The sequence below is a fragment of the Microbacterium arborescens genome (genome assembly GCF_049707515.1).
Classification (GTDB): Bacteria; Actinomycetota; Actinomycetes; order Actinomycetales; family Microbacteriaceae; genus Microbacterium; species Microbacterium arborescens_B.
Genome location: NZ_JBNAFI010000003.1, coordinates 329,962 through 347,455 on the forward strand (window position 1 = coordinate 329,962; position 17,494 = coordinate 347,455).

The 17,494-nt window shown below is 70.4% G+C and carries 19 protein-coding genes; 9 read left to right on the forward strand and 10 right to left on the reverse strand.

The window, feature by feature from the left end:
* Window positions 1-157 precede the first annotated feature (157 nt).
* The 3 genes from ACPYN5_RS08560 to ACPYN5_RS08570 form a co-directional block, all read right to left on the reverse strand.
* Window positions 158-328, reverse strand: coding sequence for a hypothetical protein (locus tag ACPYN5_RS08560; RefSeq protein WP_424448559.1), 171 nt, complete (start codon window positions 326-328; stop codon window positions 158-160).
* Complete coding sequence (locus ACPYN5_RS08565) at window positions 328-822, reverse strand: hypothetical protein (RefSeq protein WP_424448560.1); 495 nt, start codon at window positions 820-822, stop codon at window positions 328-330. The genes ACPYN5_RS08560 and ACPYN5_RS08565 overlap by 1 nt, the downstream gene beginning before the upstream one ends.
* Before the next feature lie 483 nt (window positions 823-1,305).
* Window positions 1,306-1,743: a BLUF domain-containing protein gene (locus ACPYN5_RS08570; protein WP_424448561.1), complete on the reverse strand. Its 438-nt coding sequence runs from the start codon at window positions 1,741-1,743 to the stop codon at window positions 1,306-1,308.
* A 230-nt stretch (window positions 1,744-1,973) separates the two neighbouring features.
* Between ACPYN5_RS08570 and treS the strand changes: the two genes are divergently transcribed.
* Window positions 1,974-4,277, forward strand: coding sequence for a maltose alpha-D-glucosyltransferase (gene treS, locus ACPYN5_RS08575; protein ID WP_424448562.1), 2,304 nt, complete (start codon window positions 1,974-1,976; stop codon window positions 4,275-4,277).
* 162 nt (window positions 4,278-4,439) lie between these two features.
* On the opposite strand, the gene ACPYN5_RS08580 is transcribed toward treS, so the two are convergent.
* Window positions 4,440-5,684, reverse strand: coding sequence for a phosphotransferase (locus tag ACPYN5_RS08580; protein WP_424448563.1), 1,245 nt, complete (start codon window positions 5,682-5,684; stop codon window positions 4,440-4,442).
* Window positions 5,685-5,840: 156 nt separating this feature from the next.
* On the opposite strand from ACPYN5_RS08580, the gene ACPYN5_RS08585 reads away from it, so the two are divergent.
* Both ACPYN5_RS08585 and ACPYN5_RS08590 read left to right on the forward strand, forming a co-directional pair.
* The gene (locus ACPYN5_RS08585; RefSeq protein WP_424448564.1) at window positions 5,841-6,302 is read left to right on the forward strand and encodes a hypothetical protein; all 462 of its coding nucleotides are present in this window, start codon (window positions 5,841-5,843) and stop codon (window positions 6,300-6,302) included.
* Between the two features lie 522 nt (window positions 6,303-6,824).
* On the forward strand, window positions 6,825-7,034 hold the full coding sequence (locus ACPYN5_RS08590) for a DUF3072 domain-containing protein (protein WP_424448693.1): 210 nt from the start codon (window positions 6,825-6,827) through the stop codon (window positions 7,032-7,034).
* Window positions 7,035-7,088: 54 nt separating this feature from the next.
* Here ACPYN5_RS08590 and ACPYN5_RS08595 read toward each other — a convergent pair whose 3' ends face one another.
* Genes ACPYN5_RS08595 through ACPYN5_RS08610 form a run of 4 tightly spaced genes read right to left on the reverse strand, consistent with a single transcriptional unit; the run spans window position 7,089 to window position 9,453 of the window.
* Complete coding sequence (locus ACPYN5_RS08595) at window positions 7,089-7,556, reverse strand: BLUF domain-containing protein (protein ID WP_424448565.1); 468 nt, start codon at window positions 7,554-7,556, stop codon at window positions 7,089-7,091.
* Window positions 7,553-7,852 (reverse strand): hypothetical protein, encoded by a 300-nt coding sequence (locus ACPYN5_RS08600; RefSeq protein ID WP_424448566.1) that lies wholly within the window; start codon window positions 7,850-7,852, stop codon window positions 7,553-7,555. The genes ACPYN5_RS08595 and ACPYN5_RS08600 overlap by 4 nt, the downstream gene beginning before the upstream one ends.
* Entirely contained in the window at window positions 7,849-8,205 is a 357-nt protein-coding gene (locus ACPYN5_RS08605) for a DUF6804 family protein (RefSeq protein WP_424448567.1), read from the reverse strand. Before ACPYN5_RS08605 ends, ACPYN5_RS08600 begins: the two co-directional genes overlap by 4 nt.
* Before the next feature lie 39 nt (window positions 8,206-8,244).
* A complete protein-coding gene (locus tag ACPYN5_RS08610) occupies window positions 8,245-9,453 on the reverse strand; it encodes an ROK family transcriptional regulator (protein ID WP_424448568.1) in 1,209 nt (402 codons plus the stop codon).
* Window positions 9,454-9,541: 88 nt separating this feature from the next.
* Here ACPYN5_RS08610 and xylA point away from each other — a divergent pair, with 88 nt between their 5' ends.
* The 4 genes from xylA to ACPYN5_RS08630 all read left to right on the forward strand — a co-directional run bounded on the left by xylA (window position 9,542) and on the right by ACPYN5_RS08630 (window position 13,450).
* The gene (xylA, locus tag ACPYN5_RS08615) at window positions 9,542-10,729 is read left to right on the forward strand and encodes a xylose isomerase (RefSeq protein WP_424448569.1); all 1,188 of its coding nucleotides are present in this window, start codon (window positions 9,542-9,544) and stop codon (window positions 10,727-10,729) included.
* Between the two features lie 99 nt (window positions 10,730-10,828).
* Window positions 10,829-12,145 carry a xylulokinase gene (gene xylB, locus ACPYN5_RS08620; RefSeq protein WP_424448570.1) on the forward strand — a complete coding sequence of 439 codons (1,317 nt, stop codon included), beginning with the start codon at window positions 10,829-10,831 and terminating at the stop codon, window positions 12,143-12,145.
* Between the two features lie 385 nt (window positions 12,146-12,530).
* Window positions 12,531-12,905, forward strand: coding sequence for a hypothetical protein (locus ACPYN5_RS08625; protein ID WP_424448571.1), 375 nt, complete (start codon window positions 12,531-12,533; stop codon window positions 12,903-12,905).
* A gap of 8 nt (window positions 12,906-12,913) precedes the next feature.
* A complete protein-coding gene (locus ACPYN5_RS08630; RefSeq protein WP_424448572.1) occupies window positions 12,914-13,450 on the forward strand; it encodes an RNA polymerase sigma factor in 537 nt (178 codons plus the stop codon).
* 49 nt (window positions 13,451-13,499) lie between these two features.
* On the opposite strand, the gene ACPYN5_RS08635 is transcribed toward ACPYN5_RS08630, so the two are convergent.
* Window positions 13,500-14,345 carry an NAD-dependent epimerase/dehydratase family protein gene (locus ACPYN5_RS08635; RefSeq protein ID WP_424448574.1) on the reverse strand — a complete coding sequence of 282 codons (846 nt, stop codon included), beginning with the start codon at window positions 14,343-14,345 and terminating at the stop codon, window positions 13,500-13,502.
* A gap of 53 nt (window positions 14,346-14,398) precedes the next feature.
* On the opposite strand from ACPYN5_RS08635, the gene ACPYN5_RS08640 reads away from it, so the two are divergent.
* On the forward strand, window positions 14,399-14,938 hold the full coding sequence (locus ACPYN5_RS08640; RefSeq protein WP_424448575.1) for a YaeQ family protein: 540 nt from the start codon (window positions 14,399-14,401) through the stop codon (window positions 14,936-14,938).
* On the opposite strand, the gene ACPYN5_RS08645 is transcribed toward ACPYN5_RS08640, so the two are convergent.
* On the reverse strand, window positions 14,923-15,855 hold the full coding sequence (locus ACPYN5_RS08645; RefSeq protein ID WP_424448576.1) for a hypothetical protein: 933 nt from the start codon (window positions 15,853-15,855) through the stop codon (window positions 14,923-14,925). The genes ACPYN5_RS08640 and ACPYN5_RS08645 overlap by 16 nt on opposite strands.
* Window positions 15,856-16,070: 215 nt before the next feature.
* Here ACPYN5_RS08645 and ACPYN5_RS08650 point away from each other — a divergent pair, with 215 nt between their 5' ends.
* Window positions 16,071-17,381 carry a hemolysin family protein gene (locus ACPYN5_RS08650; RefSeq protein ID WP_424448577.1) on the forward strand — a complete coding sequence of 437 codons (1,311 nt, stop codon included), beginning with the start codon at window positions 16,071-16,073 and terminating at the stop codon, window positions 17,379-17,381.
* Window positions 17,382-17,494 lie beyond the last annotated feature (113 nt).

Below are 17,494 nucleotides of genomic sequence, written 5' to 3' on the forward strand. Positions count from 1 at the left end.
GTCCACTTCTGCGCACGGGTGCTCTGGCGCCGGCAGCAGCTCGCCGGGTGCCTCATGGCTGTGGGGTGCCCAGGCACGCTTCGGGTGATCGGCGCATCGCCACTGCCATACACCGCCCTGCTCGAACTTCCCGGTCGCCAGGGGGCGATAGACGCTCTCACGCCTCCAGATAGACGGTGATGTCACCGATTGCGTGCCAACGGTCGCCCTCTTGAGTGCCGCAGTACGTGCACTGGTTCTCCAGTTCGTGACCGGGTTTCAGATCGCGATCCTCGACGTCGACCAGGCGATAAGGCGTCTCGACGAGCATGCTCTGGTACAGCACCATCAGCTTGTTTCCTTCAGGCTCGGTCGAATCCGGGTCCACTGGTCTGCGCACTGCGTCGACACGCGGTAGAACACCTCGCGACCGCGCGCCGGCCGCAGTTCTGTGCCCCAGGCGCCCGTGAACGGTGCAACCGTGCCCTCGGGGAGGTGAGTGTTGATGTAGCGGTAGAGATGCGTGCGGAAGGTGGACAACGCTGAGCGCTTGAGCCCTGTCCACGAGGCGAGGTCATCGAGCGACACCCAGTTCGCGGCCATCGACTGGGCCAGAACCGCGTCCATGATCGTGCGATAGTGACTCGCTGTCGTCGTGCCGGCGTTCGCCAACGCGATGACGTCCGAGTCGGGCCACAGCGGGTAGTCCGCTATGTCATCTCCGGCCGACGAGGAAACGGGGTCAGGCCCGAGCTCGACGGCCGCGCGATCAGCTGCGATGAAAGCGGCGAAGCGGCGAACCTCGTCTGCGATCTCGTCGGGAACAGTGATTGATGTAGGCACAGGGTCTCCTCGGTCTGGTGCAGTACACCAGACAGTACACGGAGCAGTATTCGAAATGCGAGGGGTGGGCCACTCCGAGCGTGGCCGTGGTGGGCGTGGCAACTCTCACCAGGTGAGCCGGCGCGCTTCAGGGCTGGGTTGACGCGATGCGCAGGCTTGCCCCGCCGCGCCCCGCGGCGCCCGCCGGTCCTGGCCCCGTGGGAACATCCTGGTAACAGAACGCCTGTGAGTACGTGTTTCCGGCAGTCTCGGGATGTGCCCAACTTCCGCGAAATCACGCGGTTTCAGACGTCGACGACCACAGCGTCAAACCCCCGATCAGGGTTCAAATCCCACCGTCACCGTCACCGCCACCGAAAACCCCCGGTTATCCGGGGGTTTTCTGCATGTGGGAGGGCGCGTCCGGGTGTTTGATCGGCGCCGGTTCGCGGTCTTGCGGCTCGCGAGCCCCGGGGACGGGAAGCGCCGGTCAGGCTCGTCACGTCACAGGGTGGTGGCGAACCATCGAGTGAGCTCCCGGAACGCCCACTGACCGTGGGTTGTCGCCTCGGTGCGGTGCAGGTCATCGAAGACCTCCCGGTATCCGGGTACCTCGTCGAGATCACCTTCGGGAGCGCCCGGGTGAGCCATCGCCCAGTGCCCGAACATCCGCTGGTCGATCGGCTCGGCGGACTGGACGACGACATCCGTGTGGCGTGGATCGCGTTCGATACTCGCGAACCGTTGCCACACCGCTTTCCGGGGGCCCTCGAGCAGCTGCAGGAAGGTACCCGAGCGGTACAGGAGCAGCCCTGAGAGCTCCGTCGTCTCGTTGCGTTGCCGGCTGTCGAGCAGAAGCCGGTCGAGGTCGTCGGGCGTGAATTCCCGCGCCGCCCGGCTGCTGTAGATCACGGATACGAGTTCGCGGGAGAGGCCGGTCATGAATCTCGCGGCTGAACGGGGCGGTGCTCGGCGGGTCGGGTCATACCCTGCGACGGTACATCCCCGAACGGGGAAGTCGTATCAAGCGCGCCTCGCCGCGACGGGCGACGGGTGACGGCCCTTCCCCGCTCGCTTCCGGGCCGGCTCGTCGGCCGCGGCATCCCATAATGGTTCGCCCGTCCGGGCACCAGCCCTTTCCGCCGGATCGGCGGCGCCCCTAGCGTTGAGTCATGGCGCGCGACGATCAGCCGGAAGACCTGTACACCACCCCCATCACCCTGCCGGGAACGACGGGGGCTGAGGGCGAGGACACCGATCTCGAGGTTCCCGAGATCAGCTACGACGAGCAGCGCTACCCGGCGCGCCCGCGCCGGCTGCGTCCCCGGGATCAGTTCCGGGGCGGCAGCGTGCGTCGCAACCGCACCGACCCGCGCACCGCGAACGGAAGCAACCCGTCGTACGTCGAATGGCTCGTGCGGCATTCGATGCTCAAGGACGCCGATGTGCTGGCCCGCCAGCTGTCGGGGCAGCCGGCGATGTGGCGCAACCCCTACGCGCGCCCCGACGCGCGGCGGGCCATCGCGACGACCGACGTGTGGTTCACGGCCTACCCGCTGTCGCTCATCACCCGTCCGGGTCAGTCCTTCTTGTCGGCTCTCGGCGACGACGCACTGTGGTCGGCCTTCGAGCGCATCGGGATCACCGCGATCCACACCGGCCCCGTCAAGGGCGCCGGCGGCATCGAGGGCTGGCGTGAGACCCCGAGTGTCGACGGGCACTTCGACCGCATCAGCACGGCGATCGACCCGGCGTTCGGCACCGAGGACGAGTTCCGCGCACTCTGCGACGTCGCCGACGCCCACGGCGGCAGCGTCATCGACGACATCGTGCCGGGCCACACCGGCAAGGGCGCCGACTTCCGGCTCGCCGAGATGGGGTTCAAGGACTATCCCGGCATCTACCACATGGTCGAGATCCCGCCCGAGGACTGGGACCTGCTCCCCGAGATCCCCGAGGGGTACGACAGTGTCAACCTCGACCCCGCGACGGAGCACGTGCTCGCCGAACGCGGATACATCATCGGGGCGCTGCAGCGCGTCATCTTCTACACGCCCGGCGTGAAGGAGACGAACTGGAGCGCCACGGCCCCCGTCATCGGACCCGACGGCGCGACCCGGCGCTGGGTCTATCTGCACTACTTCAAGCAGGGGCAGCCCTCCATCAACTGGCTCGACCCGACCTTCGCGGGCATGCGCCTCGTGATCGGCGACGCCCTGCATTCGCTCGGCGAGCTCGGCACGAGCGCACTGCGACTCGACGCGAACGGGTTCCTCGGGGTGGAGAAGAGCGCCGAGGGTCTTCCGGCCTGGTCGGAGGGTCACCCGCTCTCGCACGCGGCCAACCACATCATCGCGGGCATGGTGCGCAAGGTGGGCGGGTTCACGTTCCAGGAGCTCAACCTGACCATCGAGGACATCCGCGACACCGGTGCGGTGGGAGCCGACCTCTCGTACGACTTCATCGGACGCCCCGGATACCACCACGCCCTCGCCACCGGCCAGACGGAGTTCCTGCGGCTGGCGCTCACCTCGTCGCTCGAGCTCGGCGTGCACCCGGTGCAGCTCGTGCACGGAATGCAGAACCACGACGAGCTCACGTACGAGCTGGTGCACTGGGCGACCCGTCACGGCGACGATGTCTACCGCTTCCGCGGACGCGAGATCCCCGGCGCGCAGCTTGCCGAGGAGGTGCGAGCCGACCTCACCGAGCACCTCACGGGTACCGCGGACTTCAACCGCGTCTTCACGCAGAACGGCATCGCCTGCACGACCACCTCGCTCATCGCCGCGACGCGGGGGATAGCCCGGCTCGAAGACATCACCGACGCCGACACCCCCGGCATCCGCGACGCCCACCTGCTGCTGTGCGCCTACAACGCCTGGCAGCCGGGAGTCTTCGCGCTGTCGGGATGGGATCTGGTCGGAATGCTCACCCTGCCGGCCGACGAGGTCGCCGACCTGATCTCGAGCGGTGACACCCGGTGGATCGAGCGTGGCGCCCATGACCTGCTGGACGTCGACCCCGCGGCGACGCGTTCGCCCGCCGGGATGCCGCGTGGCCGGGCGCTCTACGGGTCCCTTCCCGCGCAGCTCGACGACCCGGAGTCGTTCGCGTCGCGCCTGTCGGGCATCCTCGACCTGCGCCGGGAGCACGGGATCGCCTCAGCCTCGCAGGTCGACATCCCCGAAGTGGCACACGCCGGGATGCTCGTGCTCGTGCACCGGCTCGACGACGGAGACCCGAAGGCGGATGCCGCCATGCAGGTGACCGTGCTGAACTTCTGCGCCGAGCCCACCGAGGGCACCGTGCGCTCGGAGCAGCTCGTGCCCCAGAGCGAGGTCTTCGACGCGGCATCGGGTGAGACGCTCGGCCGGGTGGACGACCTGCAGAGCTTCAGCGTCTCGCTGCCGGCGTACGGGGCCAAGTTCCTGGTGCTGCGCGCGCCCGCCGCGCCGGAGGAGTCGGAGGACTGAGTCGCGGCGCGGCGCGCTGCGCTGGAGGATACACACGCCGGATCGCTGAGGCTGGTGATTCCTCGAGGGCGGCGCGGGTTCACACCAGCACCGCCGGGCCGACGAATGTATCACCGCCCGGCCCGCGGGGGCCGGCGGGGCGCGGGATCGCCCGCGGCGGGCTCAGCCGAGCGCGGCGTCGATCCCGGCCAACGGAACCGGAAGCCAGTCCGGACGGTTGCGCGCCTCGTAGATCGACTCGTACACGGCCTTGTCGAGGACGAGCGCGCGCAGCAGGACGGGGTCGAGTTCGATCGCCCCCGGCGCTGCGGCGTACGCCTCGATGAAGGCCGCGCGACACGCGGTCGCCCACCCGGTCGGATCGGGCCCCTCGCCGACGGCGCCGGCGTAGTCGAACGACCGCAGCATGCCGGCGACGTCCCGCGGCGGGAGGTCGGGGATGGCACGCTCGGCCATGGGGCGCAGCGGCTCACCCTCGAAGTCGACGATGCGCCAGCCCCCGGCCGGCACCGCGAGCACCTGGCCCAGGTGGAGGTCGCCGTGGATGCGCTGCAGGCGGGGCCACGGCCGCGCGAGGGCCGCGTCGTACACGGCGCCGATCGCATCGACCCGGTCCGCTACGGCGGGCACCTCGTTCGCCGCGATCGCGAGGCGGCGGCGCCAGGCTGCCCCGGTCGCCGCGAGCTCGTCGGCCGCGGCCTCGGTCGTCTCGAGCGCGGCCGCGAGCGCGCCGTGCACCCCGGCGACGGCGATGCCGAGGTCGCGTGCGGCGTCGGTGAAATCGCGGTTCTCGCGCGCGGCCTCGAGCGCCACGGCCCAGCCGTCGCGCACGCCGCGGAGGAACTCCTGCGCGAAGCCCAGCGTTCCGCTGGCCGATCCCGACTCGCGCCCGATGTCGGGCCACTCCGCGTCGAGGCTGCCGAAGAAGCGGGGAACGAACGGCGAGCCGGCGTCGCTCAGCACCCGCTGCACGGTCACGTCGGGGTTCTCGCCGTGGTGGAGGGTGCGGAACAGCTTCAGGATGATCGTGGGCTCACCGTCGACGTCGTACACGATCGATGTGTTCGACTGCTCGCCGGTCAGCACGCGGGAGCCGGTCACGCGCGAGACGTCGACGCCCATCTCGGCCAGGGTCCCGACGGTGAAGCCGGTGTGCCGGGCGGCATCGACGAGGTAGTCGTCTCCGTCACGGGCGACGACGTCGTCGCCGTCCGCGGGTACGGACACGCGCGCCAGGGGCACGTTGTAGAGGGTCGGCAGCGCGCCGGCATCGTCCATGAGGAGATAGCGCGTGGCCTCGGGGGCCGGTTGCGCGTCGAGGATGCGGAACCGCGGTTCGTGGCTCTTGCCGGCGTACCACCGCTGTCGCACCGCCCAGGCGCCGAGCTCGTCTGTCAATCGCACCATCCCACACTGTCGGTTTTCGATTACTCGAGAAAAGGGCTGGACGAGCGGAGGGGAGAGGCGTAATGCTCGTTCGTGCACCCGGCGCACATTCGCAACGACGCGACCGATGGTCGCCGGTGGAGCGGGGCACCCGAACATCCCGCTCGCGGAGAGAGCATGTCCCTGCATGAGAAGGTCAGCAGACGCGTGCGGCGTTGGGACGCCGACATCGTCGTCGACCCGGGCATCACGGCGGCGCAGTGGCGTGCCGTGATGCGACCCAGCCGCGTCCGCATCGTCGCGGGTGTCGTCCTGATCGTCGTGATCGCACCGCTCGTGATCGCCCAGCTCGCGAGCGGTTGGCACCTGCGACCGCTGCGGGTGCTCGCTTTCGCGGGCATCGTCGTGGTGCTGCTGCTGATCGCGTTCGTCGCTGTGACGGTCGCCGATGCGCGCGCGTCGCTGCCGCAGCGGCATCCGCACCTGTTCTCCGAGCGCCGATCGAATCCGGACGTCGGAGCCCTCCTGGCCCGGCGCGGGTCCCGCCCGCTGCCCGGCGTCGCCCTCACTCGGGCTCGTCGTCGAGGGGGACCTCGTGGCGCTGCTCCCACATATCGGCAGCATCGGCCTCATTCGTAGGCTCCGGTGCTTCGGGCGCTTCGACGTCGTCCTCGGCCACCTGCCGCGCCTGCTCTTCGGCGTCGGCGTCGGGAACCTCGGGTCCGTGCTCTCGCGGTTCGTGTGCCACCTCGGACTCCCTTCGTTCTGCTCCCTCCAGGGTGCCGGGCCAGAGTCGACGAGGGCAAGCCCGGCGATCTTGCGGGTTTCTTGAGGTTCGTCGGTACGCCCGTTGCGCATTCCTTGCGCCGAGTGGCCGAACATCGAAGAACACCCGGTCACGGGGACGCTGCCCGAACAGCGTCTCCGGGCCGGGTTCTCTCGTGGAGCGGTTTTCGCCGTCCGCGCAAGTGGGTCGGCTTCTCGGCCCGACCGGCCTAGCGTCGAGGCATGAGCGATCAGACGATTCCCACGCCCGACGAGCCGACCGTCCCGGCGCCGGCCGAACCGAACGTTCCCCTGCCCGCCGAGCCGACGGCGCCCGCGCCCGGCGAGCCGTCGGCGCCGACCCCGCCGGCGTCCCCCGAGCCGGCAGGTGAGACCCTGGGCGGAACCGAGGGTGGCGGACAGGGCTCGCCCGTCAAGGATCCCGACACGTGGGTCACCGGCGACGAGCCGATGACCGGCCCGCAGCGCAGCTACCTCGACACCCTCGCTCGCGAGGCCGGCGAGGAGCTGCCGGGCAACCTCACGAAGGCCGAGGCATCGGAGCAGATCGACCGCCTGCAGGACGCCACGGGCCGCGGCGAGTAAGAAGCAGCACCGGTCGCGCCCGTCGGGAACGGCCTCTCGGAACGCGGATGCCGCTCAGTCGGCGTCCGCGTTCCGCTGTGCGCGTGCGGAGCGCACCCGGAACCACAGGCTGAGCTCGCGGGCCGCGCGCAGCGTCGCGCTCGGGTCCTCCGCGTTCTCGAGGTCATCGAACGTGTCGCGGAATCCGGCGGGCGCATCGCCCGTGGTCTCCGCGATCGGCTGGTAGCCCATGGTCCAGTCGCGGAACTCGCGATGGGTGATGGGCTGCTCGATGAGGACGCGCATGTCGGAGTGCCGTGGATCGGCGCCGATCGTCGCGATGATGTCGCGCACGGTCTGCTCTGGTCCTTCGAGCACCTGCACGAACCGGCCGCCGCGGTACAGCAGCATCCCGGTCAGGTCATTCGCCGCGTTCGAGGCCCGGCTCTGCGCGAGGAGCTCGGCCAGATCGTCATCACCGAACGGGGTGCGCGCGTTGCTCGTGTAGAGGACCGAGAGCAGGCCGTCCGTCGTCGAGGTCATCGGATCTCCCGGAGTTCGATGGGCGCCGCTTCGTCGGGCGCGCCGGCGGATGACGGCTGGCCGAGGGTGCGCATGGCGGAGGTCAACTCGGAGAACGCCCCGACGCATTGCGATCGGGAGTCGTAGGCGAGGTAGCGCCCGTCGGGCTGCCGGTCGATGTAGCCGACGAACTCGCCGGTGCGGCTGCCGACGTGAAAGCCGTCCTCGACGCGTGCCCACACGATTCCGCTCCCGGCGGGGTGCGGCGCGGCACCGGCGGGGTGCGGCGCGGCACCGTGCCCGGTCCGGGGGCTCATCGGGCGCCCGCTGTCCGGGGCACCCACACCAGCGCTCCGGCGGCGATGAAGGTGGCCGCGCCGATGACGTGCGCGGCGAGCCAGATCGGGTGGGCGAGCTCGAACGGGAACACGGGGTTCCAGAGCACGGCGATCGCCGCCATCGGCAGAGCCCACCACCACTGCCGCGCCTGGATCGCGAACCACGCGATGATGAGCGCGAGGATCGCGACGACGAACGACACGACGATCGCGAACTCGCCGCCGATCAGTGCGGTGCCGGCGACGAGCGCAGCGGCTCCCAGGATGCCGGGAGCCAGCGCGTTGCGCTGGCGCTGCGGGGCAGCGGTGGGTCGGGCGGGGTGGGAGGGCATGCGGCCGTCTCTCTCGGGGGATGCTCCGATCGTACGAGTTCAGCGCCCTGTCGAGGCCGCGCTTGACGCGGGGACGGAATCCGCCATGACGAGCACCGGGTCCGACAACAGCGCCGCGAATGCGGTCTCGGCAGCCCCGACCAGCAGGCGGTCGTCACCGAGCTCGGCGGTGCGCACGAGCGGTGCGGATCCGGAGATCGTCTGACGGGCGACCGCGTCGGCGAAACCGTCGACATCGCTCTCGACGAGAGGCGCGAGGAATCCGCCGAGGACCACGACGGCGGGATCGAGGACGTTGACCGCGCCGGCGACCGCGGCGGCGAGGATGCGGCGCTGCCGCTGCACCTCGGCGCGCGCGGCCGGGTTCGCAGCGCCGTGGATCGCCGCGCGAAGCTCGGCGTCGTCTGCGCCGGGCAGGCCGAGGGAGGCGATCAGGCGGTGCTGGCTCACCTCGTCCTCGAGGGCCGCGCGCTCGCCCGAGCGGCGGTCGGCCGCATCCTCGAAGGTGGCGGGATTGTGCCCGAACTCGCCTGCGAGCCCCCGCGCGCCGCCCACGAGAGCGCCGCCGATGACGAGTCCGCCGCCGATGCCGCTGGCGCCGCCGTTGAGGTAGATGACGTCGGCGACGCCGCGTGCGGCGCCGAAGAGGTGTTCCGCGAGTGCTCCGTACGAGGCGTCGTTGCCGACGGTGGTGGGTGTTCCCGTCGCGCCGGCGATGAGGTCGGCGAGGGGTGCGTCGGTCCAGCGCAGGTGCGGCGCGTGGACGACGAGACCCGCGGCGGGTTCGACGAGACCCGGGACCGCGACCCCGATCCCGACGACGGCCGTCGCTGCCAGCGGGCCCGCACGCCACTCCTCGAGGGTCGTGGCCACGAGCGCGGCGAGCTCGTGCGGGGTGATCAGCGCCGTCGTGACCGCCCGGTGGCGGGCGTGGACGCGTCGGTCGAGGCCGACCGCGGCGAGGGTGACGGCGTCGACCTCGGGGTTCACCGCGACGGCGACGACATCCGGGCGCGCGGTGATGACGGGGGAGGGTCGGCCGATGCGCCCCTCGGCGGCGCCCGCGGTCTCGGTGACGAGTCCCCAGCGCGCGAGCTCGGCGGTGAGTGCGCCGATCGTCGAGCGGTTGAGGCCGAGCTCGGCGGTGAGGGCGGCTCGCGAGAGCGGGCCGTCGCGGTGAACGGCCACGAGCATCCGGGCGAGGTTGGCGCGCCGGACGAGTTCGGCGGTTCCCGGCGCGACAGTCACGGGCTCAGCCTACGAGAACACAGTTTGTTGACGTAATAGACAAACCGACCTACGCTGAGGTCGCAGCAACCGACGCGAAGGAGCACGCATGCGCACCCCGACCCCGGCCGACAAGTTCACATTCGGCCTCTGGACCATCGGCTACAACGGCACAGATCCGTTCGGCGGACCGACCCGGCCGCCCCTCGACGTCGTGCACGCCGTCGAGAAGCTCGCCGAGCTCGGCGCCGCGGGTCTCACGTTCCACGACGACGACCTCTTCGCCTTCGGGTCCAGCGACGCCGAGCGTCAGACGCAGATCGACCGGCTGAAGGGTGCGCTCGCCGACACCGGCCTGACCGTCCCCATGGTCACGACCAACCTCTTCAGCGCCCCGGTGTTCAAGGACGGCGGCTTCACCTCGAACGATCGCGCCGTGCGCCGCTTCGCGATCCGCAAGGTGCTGCGCCAGATCGACCTGGGTGCCGAGCTCGGCGCCGAGACCTTCGTCATGTGGGGTGGCCGCGAGGGCGCTGAGTACGACTCGGCGAAGGACGTCCGCCAGGCGCTCGAGCGCTACCGCGAGGCCGTGAACTTCCTCGGCGACTATGTCGTCGAGAAGGGATACAACCTGCGTTTCGCGATCGAGCCGAAGCCGAACGAGCCGCGCGGCGACATCCTCCTGCCGACCGTCGGCCACGCCCTGGCCTTCATCGAATCGCTCGAGCGCCCCGAGCTCGTGGGGCTGAACCCCGAGGTCGGGCACGAGCAGATGGCGGGTCTGAACTTCGCCGCCGGCATCGCGCAGGCGCTGTACCACGGCAAGCTCTTCCACATCGACCTGAACGGTCAGCGCGGCATCAAGTACGACCAGGACCTCGTCTTCGGTCACGGCGACCTGCACAACGCCTTCGCGCTGGTCGACCTGCTCGAGAACGGCGGCCCCAACGGCGGGCCGGCCTACGACGGTCCCCGCCACTTCGACTACAAGCCGAGCCGCACCGAGGACGAGACCGGTGTCTGGGACTCCGCCGCCGCCAACATGCGCACCTACCTGCTGTTGAAGGAGCGCGCGGCGGCCTTCCGTGCCGACCCCGAGGTGCAGGAGGCGCTCGAAGCCGCCCGGGTCGCCGAGCTCGCGCAGCCGACCTTCGGCGAGGGTGAGACCTACGACGACTTCGTCGCCGACCGCTCCGCCTACGAGGACTTCGACACCGACGCGTACCTCGGCGGCAAGGGCTTCGGCTTCGTCCGTCTGCAGCAGCTCGCCACCGAGCACCTGCTCGGCGCGCGCTAAGCCCCGAGACGTCGATCGCGCGCCGAGACGCTGGGTTCACCCCATCGTCTCGGCGCGCAGGTGCGGTCTCGCGGATGTCGTGAGAGAGAGGATGCCGGCATGGTGCTGGTCATGGGTGTCGACTCGTCGACGCAGTCGTGCAAGGTCGTGATCGTCGAGGCCGACACCGGTCGGGTCATCCGGGAGGGGCGCGCACCCCACCCGGACGGAACGAGCGTCGACCCCGAGTCGTGGTGGACGGCGCTGCAGCAGGCGATCGACCTCGCGGGCGGGATGTCCGACGTCGTGGCCTGGTCGATCGGCGGCCAGCAGCACGGCCTCGTCGCGCTCGACGAGCGCGGCGCCGTCGTGCGCGACGCGCTGCTGTGGAACGACACGCGGTCGGCGCGGGCGGCATCCGACCTCGTGGCCGAATACGGCGCCGAGCGGCTCGCCGAGCGCACCGGCCTCGTGCCGGTCGCCTCGTTCACGATCAGCAAATTGCGGTGGCTCCGCGACAACGAGCCGGAGAACGCGGCGCGGACGGCGGCGGTGGCACTGCCGCACGACTGGCTGACCTGGCGCCTCCGCGGCTTCGAACCGGCGGGCGACGCGGATGCCGGGGCCGCCGCGCTCGCCGAGCTCGTCACCGACCGCTCGGACGCCTCGGGCACCGGGTACTGGAGCGCCGTCACGGGTGAGTACGACCGCGAGCTCCTCGTGTCGGCCCTCGGACACGACGTCGTCGTCCCACGGGTGCTCGCCGCCGACGAATGGGTCGAGGACCGGGATGGCCGGCGGGTCGCCGCCGGTGCCGGCGACAACGCGGCATCCGCTCTCGGTGTCGGCGCCGGCGTGGGTGACGTGGTCGTGTCGATCGGCACGTCGGGAACGGTCTTCGCGGTGAGCGAGACGCCCGCCGTCGACGCGTCCGGCATCGTCGCGGGCTTCGCCTCGGCAGACGGTCACCACCTGCCGCTCGTGTGCACGCTCAACGCGGCCCGCGTGCTCGACGTGGTCGCAGCGCTGCTGGGCGTGGACCATGACGCACTGTCGCAGCTGGCGCTCTCGGCCGAGCCGGGAGCGGGCGGACTCACGCTCGTGCCCTACTTCGAGGGGGAGCGGACCCCCAACCTGCCGGACGCGACGGCCTCGCTGACCGGGATGACGCTCGCGTCCACCACGCGCGAGAACCTCGCCCGCGCCGCCGTCGAGGGCTTGCTGTCCGGGCTCGGCGCCGGGCTGGACGCCCTGCGGGACCAGGGTGTGCCGCTGCGGCGCGTGCTCCTGGTCGGTGGGGGAGCGCGGTCCGCCGCCGTGCAGCAGATCGCCCCCGCGGTCTTCGGTCTCGAGGTCGAGGTGCCCGCGCCGGGCGAGTACGTCGCGCTCGGCGCCGCCGAGCAGGCCCGTCGCGTGCTCGCGGCGAGTGCGGCGTAGCTGCTGTCATTCCTCGAGACACCGCGCGGGTCCTGAGAACGCGATCTTCGGGCGTCATGTCACACTTCGGGCAGTGCCGGGCACTTCCTCTGTGACGGCGGAACCACCGCAGTCGTAGACGGATGGGGCAGCTGTGAGCAAGCGGAGTGTCGATGAGGTCCTGTCGGGCAGTAGCCCGACCTTTGTTTCCTCGGTCGCGACGGAGGCGGCGCTGGACGCGCTCGTTCTGGAATCGCGCAACGCGAGGGTCGGTCGTCGAACGAGACGTCGGAAGCGACTTCTGTGGCTCGTCCCGGGAGCGGCCGTAGCGGTGGGTGCGTTGACGGCGGGTGCCGTCGTTGCCGATCAGATGACGCGGTTGGATGTTCCCATCGCGGTCGAGTACATGACCGATACCGGGGTGACGGTCTCGTGCACCGCCCACATCGCGAGTTCCCTCTTCTCACCCCGACTGGCGGAGGTCACGGAGTACTACGAAACGCACGAATTCGCCGCCGACGGCATCGGTCAGCGGATCTACGATTACGCACTCGTCCTCACCGGCGAGAAGGAGGGGACGACCGCTGATCTCCCCGACTCGGTCGACTGGCTGCCGGGCGACGGAAGCAGTCCCGATTGGGAGCCCCAGTCGGCGCGGAGCGCTCTCTCCGAGTCGATGCTCTACTTCATCGTGCTCGACGTCGAGAAGGAACTCGGACTCGCCATGGGCCGCGGTGGGGCCGCCGAGATGCAGACCGACTGCACGGGGCGACTGCATTGAGCGTCGCAGTGACACGGTCGACGTCCGCGCCGGAGAGCTCCGATCTGGCCGAAGCGTTTCGGCGCGAGGCGAGCGGGTTGCTCGGCTTCTTCGTCAGGCGCGATGTCCCGCTCGAGGACGCCGCCGACCTGGTGAGCGAGACGTTCCTCGCGGCCTGGCAGTCCAGCCGAACGCGTGGCGTCGAGCCCGACCTGCTTCGCGCCTGGCTGTTCGGCATCGCCCGCAAGACGTTGTCACGATATCGGCGCGGCCGCAGCCGCCGATCTGCGTTGAGCGACCGGCTGCGAGCGTCGCTCGCGGCGGACCTCGTCTCCCAGCGTGCTCCGGCGGCGGGAGATCACGAGCTGAACGAACATGTTCGCTCCCTCATCGCGTGCCTCCCCGGGATAGATCAGGAGATCGTGCGCCTGGTTTATTGGGACGGGTTCACACAGGAAGAAGTCGCAACGATTCTCGGCAAGCCGCCTACCGCTGTCCGAGCCCGACTGTCTCGCGCGCGGAGGGTGCTGCGAGATCAGTTGGCTGAGAGCGGAGACGTCGCGTGAGGCGCCGCCACGTGTCCACCACCACTCGATGAACGACAGCCTGCTGTTCTCAGACGTGGTCGCGCCAGGAGTGCTGCGGCTCGTAGCCCAGAAGTCGCCGCGCCTTCTCGGTGGAGAAGAGCGACTCGTTCGTGCCGAGATCGCCCCGGATCTCGACGCCCGGGAACACCTCCGCCACGAGCTCGGAGTTCGGCCGAGACATGACGGTGTCGGCGGCGGCGATGAGGAATCGGTCGAAGCCGGCCGGGGCGTTCTCGAGCGCACGAAGCACCGCCTGGGCGCCGTCGCGGGCGTCGATGTAGCTCCACACGTTCCACTTGCGGCGCGTCGCATCAGCGTCGAAGGAGGGGAACTCGGCGTAGTCCTCGGGCACCATGACGTTCGAGAACCGCAGCGCGGTGATCGACAGCCCCGGGTGCCAGCGGACGAGTTCGATCGCGAGCTGCTCCTCGAGGTGCTTCACCAACGAGTACACGGACTCGGGGCGGGCCGGGTACTCCTCGTCGACGGGGATGTACGGCGGCGGGACGTCGAACGGCAGCCCCTGCACCGTCTCGCTCGAGGCGTAGACGATGCGATCGATGCCCAGGCGCGTCGCGGCGTGGAAGACGTTGAAGGTCGCCGCGATGTTGTTGTGGAACGTCGCGATGTCGGGCCGGATGCCGGGGGCGGGGACCGCGCCCAGGTGCACGATCGCGTCGACCCCCTCATGACGGTCGCCGACAGCCCCGAAGGCATCGACGACCTGACCGTAGTCGGTGAGGTCGATCTGCACGAAGGAGGGCCCGCGCGCACCGACGACGTCGAAGCCGATGACCTCGTGCCCCGTCGCCGTGAGCTCACGAGCGACGACCGTGCCGAGTTTTCCCGATGATCCCGTCAGTGCGATCCGCATGAGAACAGCGTCGCACACGGTGGTGCACACGGGGGCGGCTAGGCTCGGTCCTCATGGCTGCCGGGGCGACGATCCACACGTTCGATGCGACGCTCGCCGACGTCGACCGCGGGGTGTACGAGTCGTTCGCGCTCCGCGTCGCGCGGCATCCGTCCGAGACGGACGTCTACATGCTGACCCGGTTGCTCGCGTACTGCCTCGAATACGAAGAGGGCATCGACTTCACCGAGGGAATCGCGGCCAAGGATGAGCCGGCCGTCCTCGTGCGCGACCTGACCGGTTCGATCGTCGCCTGGATCGAGGTGGGGGCCCCGGATGCCGCGCGGCTGCACCTCGGCAGCAAGCAGGCCGGCCGTGTCGCGGTCTACACCCAGCGCAACCCCGGCCCCGTCGCGGCGGCGTGGGCGGGCAAGAAGATCCACCGCGCGTCCGAGATCGCCCTCCACAGCTTCGAGCCGGGCTTCCTCGAGGGCCTCGTCTCAGCGCTGGACCGCCGCAACACCATCACCGTCTCGGTGACCGAGCGGCACGTCTACGTCGAGCTCAACGGCGTCACGGCGGAATCCGACATCCTCACTCAGCCGGCGGGCTGAGTCTCCGACGATCCCGACGACGGCGCCGCGGTCGAGGGGGGCGCATCGGAGACGAACACGTCGACTCCGGCATCCGTGAGCACGAACTGCAGCGCGGTGCCGACGGGGTAGCGCGACAGCAGTTCCTCGGGCTGGTCGTCGCGGACGACGAAGGACACCGAGGCCGGGAACGCACCCGCCGAGCAGCCCTGGTTCATGAAGCCCGACCAGGAGTCATTGGTCGAGGATTCGACATCCGAGACCCGCGTGACGAAGACGCACGAATCGTCGCCCTCATCCGGGGCCCAGAAGGTGTCGGTCTCGAAGACGGCGAGTCCGTAGAACGGCTCGAACGAGCGTCCGTCACGACCGTCGGCGTAGCTGCCGAAGAAAGCGGGAAGATCCGTGCCGGTGGGCAGCAGCGTCGTGACGTGCGACACCCGGGCATCCTCCGGCAGGGCTGTCGCCGTCGATGCCGTGCGCGCGGTCGCGAAGGCGGTCACGCCGACCGCGAGGACGGCGACGGCGACGAGCGAGCCGGCCCACGCGAGCATCGACCGCAGCGGCCGCCCGCGGAGGCGTCCCGCGCCGACCTCGCCGTCGTCCGGTACTCCGGCCGGTTCGGCGTCGGCCCCAGCGTCGCGATCGGCCCCGGCCCCGGCCCCGGTCTCCTGCTCGGCCCCTCCCTCCGTCTCCCGCTCGGACGCCAGGGCCGGAACACTCTCGATGGTCGCCGGCAGCGGCAGACCGGGTGCTGGCGCACTCTCTCCCGGGGACGCCGCGGCGGAGCCCGGCATCCGACGGATCCGTCGCTCGCGCTCACGTTCCTCGAGCTCGGTCAGACGCGCGAGCGCGGCGGCGTCGTGGGCGATGTCGCCGCCCGGCGCATAGGCGCGAGCGCGGAGCGCCTGGAGTTCGGCGGAAACACCCTCGTCCATCTCAGCATCGTGACACATCCCGCGCGTGCCAGGCCCGTTCGGACCAAGCTCGCGGTGTATCACGAGCGGAGTGGCCGGGCGACCGTTCAGCGGATCCCGAGCGGATGCCGCTACGTTTGTCCGATGACGCATCGAGCCGTGCCGGCCTCCGACTCCGACAGTCCCGGCGCCCGGGTGACCCCGGGCGCGTCCCGTCTCTCGCGGGAGGTTCGCCGATGAGCGGCGACCTGCTGCTCAACATCGTCCTCGTCGTCGTCTTCGTGCTGATCGGCGGTGTCTTCGCCGCGACCGAGATGGCCCTCGTCACCTTGCGCGACAGCCAGGTGAATGCGCTGGCGCTCCGCGGCAAGCGCGGAGAGAAGGTCGCGGCTCTCGCGCGGAACCCCAACACCTTCCTCTCCGCCGTGCAGATCGGCGTCACGGTCGCCGGGTTCGCCTCGGCCGCCTATGGCGCCTCGTCGATCGCGCCCTCTTTGGCTCCGCTGTTGGTCTCGTGGGGCCTGTCCGAGGCCGCATCGATGACGGTCGCCACGATCGTGCTGACGCTCATCATCGCCTACCTCTCCCTCGTGCTCGGCGAGCTGGTGCCCAAGCGGCTCGCCATCCAGCGCAACGCCGCGTTCGCCTACGGCGTCGCACCGGTGCTCGCCGGGTTCGCCACGCTGATGCGCCCGGTCATCTGGCTGCTGTCGCTGTCGACGAACCTGCTCGTGCGACTGCTGGGCGGCGATCCCAACAAGACCGGTGAAGAGCTCAGCGACGAGGAGCTCCGCGACATCGTCTCGAGCCATGAGGGTCTTCCCGAGGACGAGCGGCGAATCCTCGACGACGTGCTCTCGCTCCGCGACCGTCAGCTGAGCGAGGTGATGCGCCCGCGTCCCGAGGTCGTGTCGCTGCCCGGGAGCGAGACGGTGGGGGAGGCCGCCGCGCTCGTGCGCGACCTGCCGTACTCGCGATACCCCATCATCGACCAGACGATCGACGACGTCGCGGGCTTCGTCCACGTGCGCGACGTGCTGGATGCCGCCGGCACCGACGACGCGCAGCCGCTGGCCTCGATCGTGCGACCGATCCGCTACTTCCCCTCGACCGCGCGCCTGCTGCCCACGCTCACGTCGATGCGCGCGGAAGGCAGTCAGATCGCCGTCGTCGTCGACGAGTACGGCGGCACCGACGGCATCGTCACCCTCGAGGACCTCGTCGAGGAGGTCGTGGGAGAGATCGTCGACGAGTACGACACCGAGGCGATGCCGCACCGGCTCAGCGGCGACGGCGGGCCCGTCGACGGTCGGCTCAACCTGCAGGACTTCGAGGAAGCCACCGGCATCTCCATCCCGCGAGGCACCTCCGACACCGTCGCGGGCTTCGTCATCGAGCAGCTCGGACGCCTTGCCCGCGTCGGTGACCGCATCGAGGTCGACGGGGCCACGATCGAGGTGACACGGCTGGATCGCCGTCGCATCGCGGAGCTGCACGTGGCGCGAACCCCGAAGGAGCCGGAGACCGCCCTGGCGGCAGGCGGGTAGCGGCAGGCGGCTGCGCGGCGGGCGGCTGAGCTGCGGGCGGCTGCGCGGCGGGCGACCCGAGGGGCGACGGGTAAACTGGTCGGCGGTGCGTCGGGAAGTCTGGTCGACATGTC